Here is a 13920-nt window from a genome sequence, read left to right on the forward strand (position 1 = left end):
CTCGACGTCGTCGTCGCCGAGCGGGCGGCGGGTCAGTTCGATCACCACAGCGGACATGTTCACCTCCCCCCGTGTTGGCAGTAGCGGTCTAGGGGGGATTTCGCCTCCTGGTAGAGCTTGGCCAGGGGGCGACAGGTCCAGCAGGTACCCGAGAGGGCGCACCCGGAACAGCCGCCGGTACGCAGCATGAGCGAATCGGCGACCTCGGCGAGCGTGCGCAGGCCCTCGACGCCGTGCTCGACGAGCGAGACCTGCGGGTCGCGGCCGACCTTGCAGATACTCGCCATACCGTGCGGGTCGGTGTGAAAGTGGGTGTGTCCGGCGCCGCACCCGGTGAACGGCTTGCGCTCGCGCAGAAACTCCGGCGACTGCGACGGCAGGGTTTCAGCCCCGCCGTGGATCGTCGGCGAGATGTTCGAATACACGTTGTAAGTCACGCCGAGGCCCTCGGCGAACGCCTTCATAGCGTCGAGTTCGTGCGCGTTGTGCTTGGTGATCACCAAGTTGAGATGGATCGGCAGCCCGATCTCGTGCGCCGCGGCGAGCCCGGTCGTGAACGCCTTGAACGAGCCGCGCGTGCGGGTGAGCCCGTCGTACGCCTCGGCGGTCGCGCCATAGACGCTGACCGTGATCCGGTACGGGCGCCGCTCCGTGAGCAACGCGAACATTTGGCTGGAGTGCAGGCGCGACCCGTTGGTCGAGATCGTGATCATCATGCCGAGATCCCACGCGGCGTTGTAGACCTGCGGGAACAGCTTGTCGATCGTCGGTTCGCCGCCGGTGAGTTGCAGCCACAGCACCCCGGCATCGCGCATGGTGTGCAGCAGGGCCTCACGGTCACGCCACCCGAGGCCCTCGAACTTCTTCTGTCCGAGGTAGCAGTGCTCACAGTCGTAGTTGCACCCGAGGTTCAGCTCATACGACGCGCGACCGTAGCCGTATGACGATGGGGTGCGCACCTTCACCGCCTCGGCTAGGTGGCGCCCGACGATGTCGAGGTCCCACCGCTTCCGCGCCGCGTCGGTCAGCCACTCCGGGCATCGCGCCTCGGGGTCGGCTGAGGTCGTCAACAACTCGTCGAACTTGCGGGCGCCGATCTTGACGGCCTGTTGGCTGTCCGGCTTCAACACCAGGTAGTCATCGAGGAACGGACTTGCGATGAGCGCGTGCATTCGCCTCTCCCTGTCTGCGATTCGCGTTGGTCGGTGGTTGTCATGCCGCGATCAGGAGGGGTGGCAGACGTCTCGTCGGCTCATTGGCCGTCAACGCCAGGACGGCCGCCCGGCGATAGTCCGGGTCCTCGACGTACGGGCGCACGAGCGCGGGCGCGTCCGGCAAGTCCATGATCACCACTGTTGGCGTGTCGTCGTATCCGCACAACAGGCCAAATGGGCTACCTGACGTGCGCGATCGAGAACACGGCTCGGCGCGCTCGTGCTCCGCGCGCAGAGTTGCGACGGTGGTCGCCGCGCCATGGGGGTTCGCGTGTTCGCCGCGTGAGGGACGCAGGTAGTAGGTGACAGCGACGGCGAGCGTGACCACGGCGACCGCAACGAACGCTGAGACGGGACCGAACGAGTTCAACACGATGACCTCACAGAAAGGAGAAGATGTCGGGAAGGGACACGCCATCGCCCGGTGTCCACAAGGAACTGGGGGTCCGAATGACGCGAGTGGGCGCGCCGGGCTCATCAGGGGCCGGGAGCGCGAGCAGCTCGGCGACCGCCTCGACAATGTCGCCCTCGCACTTCCACACGACCGATTCGGCCGCTGTGCTTGCGCCGGTGTCGTCGACGTGTGCGCGAAACGCCGTGACGTCGTCGGCGCCGCGCACGTGCACAGCGTCGACGTAGGGCGCCTCCCACCCGAAGATGAACAACAGCGTCCAAGGGATGCACCCACCATCGAGGGCGTACCCCGGTGTCTGGATGTATCGGAAACCGCGAGCCGTCAGGGCCTGCAGCGCGTCGTCGGGGGTGTTCACCGCGCCCCCTCTATTGAGGGCACGCACTCCGGGTCGTCGCCCAAGTGATGCCGCCCGCCGAGGACCAGGTCGACAAGGTCGGCGAACGGCGCCGGACCGTGCCGACGGCCCACACTCGGGGCGAACGGGCGCGACCAGTCCCGACCGTGGGGCACGCGGGCGCCGAACGCGAAGTCGTCAGACCACGCCGTGACGACGACAAGATCCAACACGTCACGACGCCACGCCAACACGCCCGTGTCGCCCCCGCGCATGTTGAGGACCGGCACTATCGCGAATCCAGCATCGGCCAAACGCAACACCACCGGATCGACGCTCACCGCTCGGCCGCCGCACGCTCGGGCTCGGCCTGCCGCGCCTCCCAGCTCAGATGCCAATTCCGCACAAGGCATCCCAGGACAAAGAAGCCGACCACGACCACGGCCGCGATCTCACCGCCGGTAATCCGCATTTCGTTCCGTCCCCTCAGATGGATGCGGGACCGGTGACCGGTCGGGGGGCGTTCACCGGTCCCGCGGCTAGTGGGGCGACTCGACGCGAAGAGACACCCGCAGACACCAACTGAGCATAAAAGTGAGTCTCAACCGAAGCCACGCGCAAACGGGTGAATCTTGAGACTCAACTTGAGAGTAAGCACTTCGCCGGAACCGATCGCCGTCCGGCAGACTGTCGGGCATGATCGAGGACGATCCCGGCCCCGTCGTGCAACGACTGATCCTCGGCGAGGAACTCCGTCAACGGCGCGAAGCCGCAAGCGTGGAGCTAGACGCCGCCAACTCCGGCCTCGGTTGGTACAGAGGCAAGCTATCCAAGGTCGAGAACGGGATGCTCACGCTCAACGAGCGCGAGCTTGAAACCCTCTTGAACCAATACGGCGTAACCGCTCGCGACGCTGAGCGGGTGCGCAAGCTCGCAGAAGAAGCGAGGCGCCGAGCGGCCCCAGAGCGCGTGAGTGACTGGGCCAAGCAGTACGTAGCGCTGGAACGCGCCGCGAGCGAGATCCGGATGGTGTACGGAGAGATCCCTGGCCTTCTCCAAACACGCGAGTGCGCCACAGCACAACTCTCCCGATCACCAATGGTCACTGCGGCCGATGTCGACGGCATGGCCGAAGCTCGGGAACAGCGCGGTAACCGCATCTTCCGCGACAACGGTCCGAAGGTGCTCATCGTGTTAGGAGAGGAAGCCCTACGCCGCCGTGTGGGGACTCCAAAGATGATGCGTCGTCAACTCGAACGACTCCGAGCCCTGGCCGATCGGCCGAACGTCTCGATCCGGGTCGTTGTATACGACGCAGGCCCACACGCCGCCCTGAGTTGCCCGTTCACGCTGTTGTGGATCGAGCGCGCTCGCGCAACCATCGCCTACGTCGAGACGCTGACAAGCGGCGACTACGTCAAGACAGCAGGCCCGTATATCCTCGCGTTCGATCACGCGCAAGCCGACGCACTGTCCGAGGACGACACACGGACGCTTCTGGATCAACGCATCAAAGAGCTGAGCTGAGGAGTACCGATGGTGAACCCCGCCGCGGACCTGCACGGCGCGCGCTGGCGCAAGAGCACGCGAAGCGGTGGCGCCCAACAATGCGTCGAGGTCGCCGATCTCCACCGTCAGCAAGCCGTCCGTGACTCGAAGAACCCGACCGGACCAGCGCTTATGTTCGCTCACGCAGCGTTCGGCGCATTCCTCGACGATCTCAAGGGCAACCAGGCCGAGCACTAGCTGCACACCACGACGGGGCTGTCCGACTGGACAGCCCCGTCGCGCGTTAGTGCCCGCGCCGTCGCCGCGCCTGCGCGCTGAGTAGCGCCATGCGCGAGAAGTGCGCCGATCGTGCGTTGTCGGCCCGTCGAGCACGCTCGTCGGCGGGCAACTCGCCGTCTGGGTCGACCAGGGTTGCGAACCGATCGTGTGCCGCCTTGCGCGCCGCGGCGGTTCTCGCCGCCCGGTCGGTGGTGTTGGCCCACGAAGTGTGGGCAGCGATTCGCGCGTGAAGGCTGCGCTGCGCTGGTGTCATTCGCTCATCCATGAAACCAGCACAGCGCATTGTCGTCACCGTTAGACGCGGTCGCCGATTCGTAGGGCACGCGCGGTTGCGTGCGCCCGCTCTACTGCGGCACTGGCCCCATATCGCCCGAGCATCTCGCGGGATTTCCAGCCCATGATGCGCATTAGGTCGTCCTGGTTGCCGCCTTCTGATTGCCAGTAGTGCGCGAGCGAGTGCCGGAACATGTGCGGGTGAATGTGCCCGATTCCCGCCTCGTGGCCACGTCTGATCAACATTGCTTTGACGCCAGCATGAGTTAGCGCACCCTGTCCAGTCGAACCCAACCACAACGCAGGTAGCGCGGATTGGGGATGACGGGACCGCGCCCGCAAGTATCGGCTAACCGCTTGCGCCGTTTTGGCCCCGATCGGAATAGTGCGGTCGCGGCGTCCCTTGCCATGCACCCGAACGGCGTTGATGTCGAGGTCGATCTCGTCGAGGCCGAGGTAACTCACCTCGGCCCGGCGCCCTCCCGTGTCGAAGAGAACGCGGATGATCGCGGTGTCGCGCCGGTCAGCGAACGTCTTGCCCTTGCACGTTTCGAGCAGCGTCGCACACTGGTCGTACGTGATGATCGGAACGGGCACCTCTTCGACCTGCGGAGGTTTCATCCTGTCCATGGGCGAGCGGTCGAGTTCTTCCTCGTCGACGAGCCAATTGAAGAACGTGCGCAGGCATCGGAAATTGTTGTGAGCGTTGCCTGCGCTGGAACGGTCGATCAGCTCGGCCATATAGACGCGGAGTTCAGACGTGGGAATTTCGAGCGGTCCGTGTTCTTCGTCGCGCGCATTCGCCCAATCGCCCAACAAGCGCACAGCGTGCAAATAGATACGAATCGTGTTCGTCGACTTGTTGTCGGCTTCAAGTGAGCGGCGCCACTCCTGCGCGAGCGTCCCCCACTCGCCATCGGCATACGTGTACGGCGTTCTCATGGTCTCCATCCTGGGTTCGGAATGTCACCCAGGCGTGTGCACTGGAAGCACTGTGCGCGCTCAACTGTGCACTAAGCACAAGAGCCCCGACCCGCATTTCTGCTGGTCAGGGCTCCCTTGCGGAGGCGGAGGGATTTGAACCCCCGGACGGTTGCCCGTCTTCCGCTTTCAAGGCGGATGCATTCGGCCGCTCTGCCACGCCTCCCTGCCCGGTCAGCCTAACCAAGGCGACAACCGGGTTCCTCACCCCTGGTCGAGATGCTCGATCACGCGCTCGAAGATGCAGGCGACGACCTCTTGTTCCTCGGGTGTCATGAGGTCGACGAGGTGGGCCCGGACGCCTTCGACGTGGGTGGGGGCGGCCGCCCGGAGGGTGTCCATGCCCTTCTGTGTCAGCTCCGCGATGACGCCGCGGGCGTCGTCGGCGCATTCGACGCGTTTGACGAGGCCGAGTTTTTCCATGCGCGAGATCTGGTGGGACAGCCTGCTCTTGGAGGACGCGACCTGGCCCGCCAGGTGGCTCATCCGCATCTGCCACCCTTCGCACTCGGAGAGGCGGACCAGCACCTCGTAGTCCGGCAGGGCGATGCCCTCGCTCTCCTGCAGTTCGCGGCTGAGCCGCTGTCGCAGCAGTTCGCTGCCGATGACGTACGCGCGCCAGGCGCGCATCTCGTCGGGCCGCAGCCAGCGGGGTTCAGGTGTCACGGGCCAAGGTTACGGCCAAAGCCGCGCTGGACAATGTCCTTCGCGTTTCACGCCGTGCCGGTTCGGTCACTCGTCCGTGGCGCCGCTTGTGGGTGTGTCCACAACGGAACGCGGGCGGTCCGTTCCGGACAGTGAGGGTGAATTTCACCAGTTCAGGACCCGTGAAGGGGTTGTCAGTCGGGTGTGATGGGAGCAACATGGGAAGGGAGACGGCTGGCCCGAGTGGACCCGAGCGCTAGGCCGAACGCGCTGGTCGCCGTGCCTGTCGAGGAAGGATAGGTGGTGCCGTGGCGGAGCAGCTATCCCCAGTAGTGGCCGGCGGCACGTCGCGACCCCGCGGCTGAGGCGACAGCATCGACCCAGCTGTGATTGTGAGCGGCGAATTCACCGGATTCGAGTGTGCCCATGCGTGACGCGCATCCGGATGGCACCTCGACGCTGTTGAACCTTGCGTCGGACGTGTCTCCAGACCGTTCGGCAGGGATCCACGCCAACCGGCGAGGCGGCGGCCACTACATCAGCGGTAACACCTGGGTGCGGCAGCCCGACGGCGCCGCACCCAGGCGCATGTCCGCCCGGCCTTGGGTCGGGGACCTGGTTATCGTTTGCCCCGACAATGCCAGCGGGGGCGTGCCCCCGACCGTCGGACGCGGAGTGGGCCTGTGGAGTTCAATGACGACGTAGCCCTGGATACCTCCCAGGTGCAGGACATGCGCGGTTCCGGCGGCGGTGGCGTCGGCAGCCGGGTCGCCCTCGGCGGCGGCGGTCTCGGAATCGTGGGCATGATCTTGTATTTCGTGCTCTCCCAGCTTGGCGGTCTCCCGCAGGGCTCCCCCATCAGCACCCGTGACGTCGGCCAGGGGCAGACGGTGTCGAACTCCGACCTGTCCAAGGAGTGCCGCACCGGCAAGGACGCCAACACCAACTCCGACTGCGCGCTGGTCGCGATCATCAACTCGATCCAGGGCTACTGGACCGACGCGTTCGCCCGGTCCGGCAGCACGTACCAGGCCGCGCCGACGAACTTCTTCACCGGCGGCGTCAACACCGCCTGCGGCAGCGCCACCTCCGACGTCGGCCCGTTCTACTGCCCCGGCGACCAGGAGATCTACATCGACCTGGCGTTCTTCAAGGAACTCCAGACCCGCTTCGGCGCCCAGGGCGGCACGTTCGCCGAGGCCTACGTCATCGCCCACGAGTACGGCCACCACGTGCAGACGCTGCTGGGCACCTCGGACAAGGTGAAGCGCGGGACCGGGCCGACCTCCGACGCGGTGCGCCTGGAACTGCAGGCCGACTGCTACGCGGGTGTGTGGGCCAACCACGCCACCAGCGTGCCCACCTCCAGCGGCAAGCCGCTGATCAAGTCGATCTCCCAGGACGACGTCAACCGCGCGCTCGACGTGGCGGCGCGCATCGGCGACGACTTCATCCAGGAGAACCTGGGCAGCGGGCAGGTCGACGAGAGCCAGTTCTCCCACGGCTCCTCGAAGCAGCGCGAGCGCTGGTTCACCGCCGGGCTCAACACCGGCGACCCCGCGCAGTGCGACACGTTCAGCGCGCGCGACCTGGGCTGAGCACCAAGAACGAGAGAACCCCCGCGGCACGTGGCCGCAGGGGTTCTCTCGGTTACGAGCTACTGCTTACGCGGCCGGACGGTCCACGTGGATGCAGCCGACCGTGTCGGTGCCCGCGGCCTTGGCGGCCGCGGCGTCCTCGTTGGCGAGCTGCATGCGCATCATCCGAGTCTGGGCGGCCCGGGTCTCCGCACGCTGAACGCGCGGCGGGATGCCGTTGATCTCCTCGGTGCTGACCGCGTACGAGGCGGTCACCCAGGCGATCGCGTCGGAGTTGCGGTCGAGCGCGACGCGGTCGATGTTGCCGAGGTTGTCGCACTTCTGGTGGTAGCACTTGTCATAGGCGACGTTGGCCTGGCCACCCCACAGGTCGGCCTGGGCCTGGGTCTTGATGCCCTCGGCACCGGTGAACAAACCACCGGCCGGGATGCCGACCGCGATGAAGCGGCCGTAGTCCGAACGACCCGAGAAGTCGGTGCCCTGGGTCGGGGTGCCGGTGGCGCCCAGGAAGTCGACGAACGCCTTCTCGATCTGGGCCGAGCCGTAGGGGCCCGCGCCCGCGCCGACCGCGTCGGAGTCGTCGCCGTCGTAGACGAAGTACGCCGCGTTCGGCGAGCCGATCATGTCGTAGTTCAGGTACAGCGCGATGTCGACCTGCTGCTCGAAGGTGAGCGAGTCGACATACTTGGTCGAGCCGATCAGGCCCAGCTCCTCGGCGCTCCACCAGGCGAAGCGGACCGCGTTGCTGACCCGCGGCGAGCCACCCAGCTGCAGGGCGGTCTCGAGCAGACCAGCCGAACCCGAGCCGTTGTCGTTGATGCCGGGGCCCTGGATCACGCTGTCGAGGTGCGCGCCCGCCATGACCACGTTGTCCTTGCGACCGGTCTTGGTCTGCGCGATCACGTTGTAGCTCTTGCGCTCTTCACGCAGCGCGCGCAGCTCGAGGGTGACCGAGCCGCCCATGGCGGCCAGCGCCTCGCCGTCGGCCTTGGTGATGCCGCCGGTGGGCAGCTTCGCCACCAGGGGGTCGCCGAGGGTGCCGTTGAGCGGGCCATCGGTGTTGTTGTAGATGACGGCGCCGACAGCGCCCGCCTCGGCGGCGACCGTCTGCTTCTGCGCGAAGGTGCAGCCACCGCGGGAGACGAGGGCGATCTTGCCGGTCGCCACGATGCCCGCGTAGTCGGCGATCTCGCAGCCCGGGGTGGTGTCGGCGCCGAAGGGCACGACGGCCAGGTCCGCGGTGATGCCGCCGACCGGGGTGGAGAGGCTGTAGGTCATGATCGAGATCGGCACAGCCGCGCCCGCGACCGTCAGCTTCTCCGCGAGGGTCTGCGTGAAGGTGAAGTCGAACTCGTGACGGGAGACGTCGAATCCGGCGCCCTTGAGCTTCGCCTCGACGTACTCGGCCGACTTGGCGTGGCCAGGGGTACCCGCGGCGCGGATGCCGCCGTTCTGGTCGGCGATGCGCTGCAGCGCGATCAGGTGGCGGTTCACCCCCGATCCGGTGACCTTCTTGACGAGGTTCCGCGCGAGGGCGGGGCCGTCCGGCAGCTCGGCTGTCGCGGTCGGCGCCGCCGAGGACGGAATAGTGGTGAACGCAAGGGCGCCGGTGGCCACGAGGATGGCGGCTCCGACGCGCAGCGTCTGACTTTTGGGCATGCAGGTCCCCTTGTTCATGGGTTGGGTGCCAACCGGCGATCGCCCCCGACGCGATCCGATGTTCCGGCAGGCACACCTTCACCTGATTACCCGCGCTGGTCAATAGCTGTTCATTATCAACTGCGCATAGATTCACCTGGACAGACGAGAAACACCGGCGGCGTCGGCGCCGAGGCGCTCGCGGGATACGGTCGTCCACATGCGAGCGATCACGATCAGCGAGCCCGGCGGCCCGGAAGTCATGCGGTGGACCGAGGTGCCCGACCCGGAACCCGGCCCCGGCGAAGTTCTGGTCCGCGTCGCGGCGACCGCGGTCAACCGCGCCGACCTCTTGCAGCGGAAAGGCTTCTATCCGCCGCCGCCGGGGACATCGGGAGTGATCGGTCTCGAATGCTCAGGCACCGTGGCGGCGTTGGGCGAAGGGGTGACTGGGTGGCACGTCGGTGACGCCGTCTGCGCCCTTCTCGCTGGTGGCGGATACGCGGAACTCGTCGCCGTGCCCGCGCCGCAGCTGATGCCGATCCCCGAAGGTATCGAATTGGTGACGGCCGCGGGCCTCCCAGAGGTGTCGTGCACCGTTTGGTCGAACGTCGTGCGGACCGCTCGGCTCACCGCCGGGGAAACGCTCCTCGTGCACGGCGGGGCGAGCGGAATCGGGACGCACGCCATTCAAATCGGCAAAGCCATCGGCGCCCGGGTGGCCATTACCGCCGGATCGGCCGAACGGGCTATTCAGTGCGGCGAATTGGGGGCCGACGTAGCGCTGGATTACCGCGAGACGGAATTCGAGAAGGAAGTGACCGCCGACGTCATCCTCGACAACATGGGGGCGAAATACCTCGCCCGCAATGTCGAGGCGCTCAACCGCGGCGGCAGGCTGGTGGTCATCGGCATGCAGGGCGGGGTGAAGGCCGAACTGAACCTCGGCGCCCTCCTGGCGAAGAACGCGTCGGTCACCGCGACGAGCCTGCGGTACCGGCCGGTGGCCGAGAAGGGCGAGATCTGCGCGGACGTCGTGGCGAACGTCTGGCCGCTGATCGCCGAGGGCAAGGTGCGGCCGGTGGTGCACGAAGTCCTGCCGATCGAACGAGCCGGCGACGCGCACCAGATGCTCGACGAGGGCGGCGTGTTCGGAAAACTCGTCCTCACCGTCTCGAAGTGAGAACTCACTGTCGCGAACGTGGAACTCATTGTTCTGAACAGGGGACTCGCGGGGTCAGGGGCGGAGGGAGGCGACGGCTTCGACTAGTTGGTCGACCTCTACCGAGTTTGTGTAGTGGGCAAGGCCGACCCTGACCGCGCCGCCGACCTCACCGACGCCCAAGGCCGCGAACACACCGCTGGGGGCGTCGTCGGCGAAGGCGCAGATGCCGTGGTCGGCCAGGTGGACGACGGCCTCGGTGGCTTTGACGTCGGCGACGGTGAACGCCAGGGTCGGGATGCGGCGCATGGCGTCGCCGATGACCATGACGTGGCGTTGGCCGCGGAGGTCTCCGATCAGCCTGGAGAGCAGGCCCGCCTGGTAGGACTTCGCCGAGCTCAGCGAGGTCTGCAGGCGTTCGCGCCTGGTGCCGGTGGCGGCGTCGTCGAGTTCGGCGAGGTAGTCGACCGAGGCGACCAGGCCCGCGAGCAGGGGGTAGGCGTTCTCGCCGAGTTCGAGTCGGGCCGGGCCGAAGGCGCGCGGGTCCAGGGAGCTGGCGGGGAGCCGGTCGATGACCGCCGGGTCGGCGAAGGCCAGCGCGGCGACCGCGGGGCCGCCCCAGGCGTGCGCGGACACCGCGACGACGTCGGCGCCGATGGTGTTGATGTCCATGGGCACGAACGGCGCCGCCGAGGAGGCGTCGACCACGACGAACGCGCCCGCGGCCTTCGACAGGTCGGCGATCTTGTTCAGGTCCGGCCGGGTGCCGACGGCGCCGGACGCGGCGGTGACGGCGACGACCTTCGTGCGGTGCGAGATGAGGTTCTCGTACTGCCACGCGGGCAGTTCGCAGGTCTCGATGTCGATCTCGGCCCAGCGCACGGTCGCGCCCGCGCGCTGCGCGACGCGCAGCCAGGGGGCCGTGTTGGCCTGGTGGTCGAGCCGGGACAGGGTGACCTCGTCACCGATGAGCCAGCGTTCGCCGAGGGCCTCGGCGAGGCGGGCGAGCAGGACGGCGGTGTTCGGTCCGAGGACCACTCCGGCCGGGTCGCAGCCGACCAGATCGGCCACCGCGCGGCGGGCCGCGTCGACGATCGCCTCCGCGCGCTGCGAGGCCGGGAACACCCCGCCCGGGCCCGACACGGGCGCGCGCAGGGCCGTCGAGACCGCGGTCGCCACCTGCTCGGGAACCTGCATTCCGGCGGGCGAGTCCAGATGCACCCAGCCGTCACCGAGCGCGGGAAACAGCCCGCGGATTCGCGCGACGTCGAAGGCCATGGGCCACACCGTACGCACGCCGGACAGCCGACGTTTCGTGGGGAGGCGGAGCGGTTACCCTCGCAGACGTGACTTCGGTGGACTCCCCCTGGGAGATGCCCTTCACGCCGATCCCGATCTGGCCCAGGACGGAGCAGATGAGCCAATCCATGAACGCCCGCAGCTCTGCCGACGAGAACGCCGAGAACCCCGCCGAGAACAGTGAGGACCAGTCCCACACCGTGATGGTCGTGGGGCCCGACGGTTCGCCGCTGGGCGCCGCGCGCATTCCCGAGGCCGGTGGGACGCCCAGCGAGTCGGTCGGCGACATGGTCGAGCAGCCCGCGAAGGTCATGCGGATCGGCACGATGATCAAGCAGCTGCTCGAGGAGGTGCGCGCGGCACCGCTGGACGAGGCCAGCCGCAACCGCCTGCGCGAGATCCACAAGCGCTCGATCGTCGAGCTGGAGGACGGTCTGGCGCCCGAGCTGCGTGAGGAGCTCGAGCGGCTGTCGCTGCCCTTCACCGATGAGAGCACGCCGTCGGACGCGGAGCTGCGGATCGCCCAGGCACAGCTGGTCGGCTGGCTGGAAGGCCTATTCCACGGCATCCAGACCGCGCTGTTCGCCCAGCAGATGGCCGCCAGGGTCCAGTTGGAGCAGATGCGCCGGGGCCTCCCGCCGGGTGTCGGCGGCGGCGCCGAAAGCGCCGACGGCACCCACATCCGGGGCACCGGCCAGTACCTGTGACGTGAGTTACCCGTGGCGAAGCACTCCCCGTATCCTTCGCTGACTTTCGTCGTGGAGAGGAGCCAGCATGCTCGACAGGGTGCGCGATCAGACCGAGAACCTGAAGAGATCCCTGCGTGAGAAGCTCAAGCAGGCGGTCGACGAGGTCGTGTCGCGATACCACCACGAGCAGGCCCGTGAGCTCGAGTCACTGCGCGAGCAGGTCACGTCGCTTCAGCACCGGCTCGACCGGCAGAGCGACTACGTGCGGGAGTTCGAAGAGCGCTCCCGCAAGGACATCGTCTTCGCCTCGGACCGCGACGCCGCGGCCGACAGCGGCGAGTTCGCGCAGCGCCACATGTCGACCGCGAAGCACTTCCCGCACCCGCACCAGACGCTGGAGCACGGGCTGAGCCTGGCCCCCTCCGGCGGCATGGCGCTCGAATTCGGTGTCTACACCGGCACCACGCTGAAGATCATCGCCACCGCCCGCGGCGGCGAGGACGTCTACGGCTTCGACTCGTTCGAGGGGCTGCCCGACAACTGGCGGCTCGGCTTCCCGGCGGGCGCGTTCCGCGTCGACGGGCTGCCCGACGTCCCGGGCGCGGAGCTCGTGGTCGGCTGGTTCGACGACACCCTGCCGAAGTTCCTCGAAGAGCACGAGGGACCGGTCGACTTCCTGCACGTGGACGGCGACCTCTACAGCTCGGCCAAGACCGTGTTGGAACTGGTCGGGCCGCGGCTGCGGGTCGGCAGCATCATCGTGTTCGACGAGTTCTTCAACTACCCCGGCTGGCGCGAGCACGAGTACAAGGCCTGGGAGGAATTCCTGGCCGCGTCCTCGATCGAGGCCGAATACCTAGCGTATACGCACCTCAACGAACAGGTGGTCGTTCGCATCACCGCAGTGTGAGCCCGTCCCCGACCGGGGGACGGGCCGCCGGTAGGCTCGTCCACCGTGCAAGCAACCATCCCGACTGAGGAGACGCCCGTGCCGCAGGCGCACACCGGGCGCACGCTCAGCCGTGCGATCGAGGACATTCGACAGGGGTTCACCCAGCGCGAGCTGTGGGGACATCTCGGGTGGCAGGACATCAAGCAGCGGTACCGCCGGTCGGTGATCGGACCACTGTGGATCACGCTGAGCATGGCGGTCACGGCGGCGGGCCTCGGCCTGCTGTACTCCCAGCTCTTCGGCACGCCGATCGGGACCTTCCTGCCCTACCTGACGGTCGGGTTCATCGTCTGGAACTTCATTCTCGGCTGCATCACCGAGGGCGCGGACACCTTCATCTCCAATGAGGGTCTGATCAAGCACCTGCCCGCGCCGCTGACCGTGTACGCGCTGCGGACGGTGTGGCGGCTGACCTTGATGTTCGCGCACAACCTGCTGGTGTACGCGATCGTGCTGGCCATCTTCTTCCCGGCGCTGGCCACCGACGGCTACCTGCTGGTGCCGCCGAACGGCGTTCCGCAGCCCGGCCTGGACTGGTCGATCATCACCGCCGTCCCGGCGTTCTTCCTGATCGCCTTCAACGGCACGTGGGTGGTGCTGCTGTTCGGCATCATCAGCACCCGCTACCGCGACATCCCCCAGGTCATCGGCGCGCTCACGCAGCTGCTCTTCTTCATGACGCCGATCGTGTGGCCGGTGGACACGCTTACGCAGAAGTTCGGCGGCAACCTCGGTGCCTGGCAGTTCTGGCTGATCGAGGCCAACCCGCTTTACCACTTCATCCAGATCTTCCGCGCTCCCCTGATCGGCAGCCAGCAGAGCTGGCACCACTGGATCGTCGTCGGCTGTATCACGGTGGTCGGCTGGTCGTTGGCGCTACTGGCCATGCGCAATTACCGTGCGCGTGTTTCCTACTGGGTCTAGGTGAGGCA

The 13920-nt window shown here is 67.3% G+C and carries 16 protein-coding genes and 1 tRNA gene; 7 read left to right on the forward strand and 10 right to left on the reverse strand.

The features are described from left to right. Positions 1–59: 59 nt before the first annotated feature. From ACRDSQ_RS21335 to ACRDSQ_RS21355, 5 genes are read right to left on the reverse strand one after another with little or no spacing between them, the layout of a single operon-like run. Entirely contained in the window at positions 60–1172 is a 1113-nt protein-coding gene (locus ACRDSQ_RS21335; protein WP_431423508.1) for a radical SAM protein, read from the reverse strand. A gap of 40 nt (positions 1173–1212) precedes the next feature. Continuing rightward, on the reverse strand, positions 1213–1584 hold the full coding sequence (locus tag ACRDSQ_RS21340; RefSeq protein WP_431423509.1) for a hypothetical protein: 372 nt from the start codon (positions 1582–1584) through the stop codon (positions 1213–1215). A gap of 10 nt (positions 1585–1594) precedes the next feature. Then, complete coding sequence (locus tag ACRDSQ_RS21345; protein ID WP_431423511.1) at positions 1595–1984, reverse strand: hypothetical protein; 390 nt, start codon at positions 1982–1984, stop codon at positions 1595–1597. Beyond that, positions 1981–2289, reverse strand: coding sequence for a hypothetical protein (locus ACRDSQ_RS21350; RefSeq protein ID WP_431423512.1), 309 nt, complete (start codon positions 2287–2289; stop codon positions 1981–1983). The genes ACRDSQ_RS21345 and ACRDSQ_RS21350 overlap by 4 nt, the downstream gene beginning before the upstream one ends. Before the next feature lie 11 nt (positions 2290–2300). Continuing rightward, positions 2301–2435: a hypothetical protein gene (locus tag ACRDSQ_RS21355; protein ID WP_431423513.1), complete on the reverse strand. Its 135-nt coding sequence runs from the start codon at positions 2433–2435 to the stop codon at positions 2301–2303. Positions 2436–2659: 224 nt separating this feature from the next. On the opposite strand from ACRDSQ_RS21355, the gene ACRDSQ_RS21360 reads away from it, so the two are divergent. Next, the gene (locus ACRDSQ_RS21360; protein ID WP_431423514.1) at positions 2660–3490 is read left to right on the forward strand and encodes a DUF5753 domain-containing protein; all 831 of its coding nucleotides are present in this window, start codon (positions 2660–2662) and stop codon (positions 3488–3490) included. 9 nt (positions 3491–3499) lie between these two features. Continuing rightward, positions 3500–3709, forward strand: coding sequence for a DUF397 domain-containing protein (locus ACRDSQ_RS21365; protein ID WP_431423515.1), 210 nt, complete (start codon positions 3500–3502; stop codon positions 3707–3709). Positions 3710–4045: 336 nt separating this feature from the next. Here the strand turns inward: ACRDSQ_RS21365 and ACRDSQ_RS21370 are convergent, their stop codons facing one another. The 3 genes from ACRDSQ_RS21370 to ACRDSQ_RS21380 all read right to left on the reverse strand — a co-directional run bounded on the left by ACRDSQ_RS21370 (position 4046) and on the right by ACRDSQ_RS21380 (position 5671). Beyond that, on the reverse strand, positions 4046–4966 hold the full coding sequence (locus ACRDSQ_RS21370) for a tyrosine-type recombinase/integrase (protein WP_431423516.1): 921 nt from the start codon (positions 4964–4966) through the stop codon (positions 4046–4048). A 120-nt stretch (positions 4967–5086) separates the two neighbouring features. Beyond that, positions 5087–5171 (reverse strand) — tRNA-Ser (locus ACRDSQ_RS21375). 38 nt (positions 5172–5209) lie between these two features. Further along, on the reverse strand, positions 5210–5671 hold the full coding sequence (locus ACRDSQ_RS21380; protein WP_431423518.1) for a MarR family winged helix-turn-helix transcriptional regulator: 462 nt from the start codon (positions 5669–5671) through the stop codon (positions 5210–5212). Positions 5672–6333: 662 nt separating this feature from the next. On the opposite strand from ACRDSQ_RS21380, the gene ypfJ reads away from it, so the two are divergent. Beyond that, positions 6334–7248 (forward strand): KPN_02809 family neutral zinc metallopeptidase, encoded by a 915-nt coding sequence (gene ypfJ / locus ACRDSQ_RS21385; RefSeq protein ID WP_431423520.1) that lies wholly within the window; start codon positions 6334–6336, stop codon positions 7246–7248. A gap of 66 nt (positions 7249–7314) precedes the next feature. Here the strand turns inward: ypfJ and ACRDSQ_RS21390 are convergent, their stop codons facing one another. Further along, positions 7315–8907 carry a M28 family metallopeptidase gene (locus ACRDSQ_RS21390; protein WP_431423521.1) on the reverse strand — a complete coding sequence of 531 codons (1593 nt, stop codon included), beginning with the start codon at positions 8905–8907 and terminating at the stop codon, positions 7315–7317. A gap of 199 nt (positions 8908–9106) precedes the next feature. Between ACRDSQ_RS21390 and ACRDSQ_RS21395 the strand changes: the two genes are divergently transcribed. Then, positions 9107–10069 carry an NAD(P)H-quinone oxidoreductase gene (locus tag ACRDSQ_RS21395; RefSeq protein WP_431423523.1) on the forward strand — a complete coding sequence of 321 codons (963 nt, stop codon included), beginning with the start codon at positions 9107–9109 and terminating at the stop codon, positions 10067–10069. Between the two features lie 54 nt (positions 10070–10123). Here the strand turns inward: ACRDSQ_RS21395 and ACRDSQ_RS21400 are convergent, their stop codons facing one another. Then, positions 10124–11326, reverse strand: a complete 1203-nt coding sequence (locus ACRDSQ_RS21400; protein WP_431423525.1) for a cysteine desulfurase-like protein — start codon at positions 11324–11326, stop codon at positions 10124–10126. 224 nt (positions 11327–11550) lie between these two features. On the opposite strand from ACRDSQ_RS21400, the gene ACRDSQ_RS21405 reads away from it, so the two are divergent. From ACRDSQ_RS21405 to wzm, 3 genes are all read left to right on the forward strand, one after another. Then, the gene (locus ACRDSQ_RS21405) at positions 11551–12054 is read left to right on the forward strand and encodes a bacterial proteasome activator family protein (protein WP_431423550.1); all 504 of its coding nucleotides are present in this window, start codon (positions 11551–11553) and stop codon (positions 12052–12054) included. A gap of 67 nt (positions 12055–12121) precedes the next feature. After that, positions 12122–12946 carry a class I SAM-dependent methyltransferase gene (locus tag ACRDSQ_RS21410; RefSeq protein WP_431423526.1) on the forward strand — a complete coding sequence of 275 codons (825 nt, stop codon included), beginning with the start codon at positions 12122–12124 and terminating at the stop codon, positions 12944–12946. A 45-nt stretch (positions 12947–12991) separates the two neighbouring features. Beyond that, on the forward strand, positions 12992–13912 hold the full coding sequence (gene wzm, locus ACRDSQ_RS21415) for a galactan export ABC transporter permease subunit Wzm/RfbD (RefSeq protein ID WP_431423527.1): 921 nt from the start codon (positions 12992–12994) through the stop codon (positions 13910–13912). Positions 13913–13920 lie beyond the last annotated feature (8 nt).

Source organism: Actinokineospora sp. (genome assembly GCF_050699995.1).
Lineage (GTDB): Bacteria > Actinomycetota > Actinomycetes > Mycobacteriales > Pseudonocardiaceae > Actinokineospora.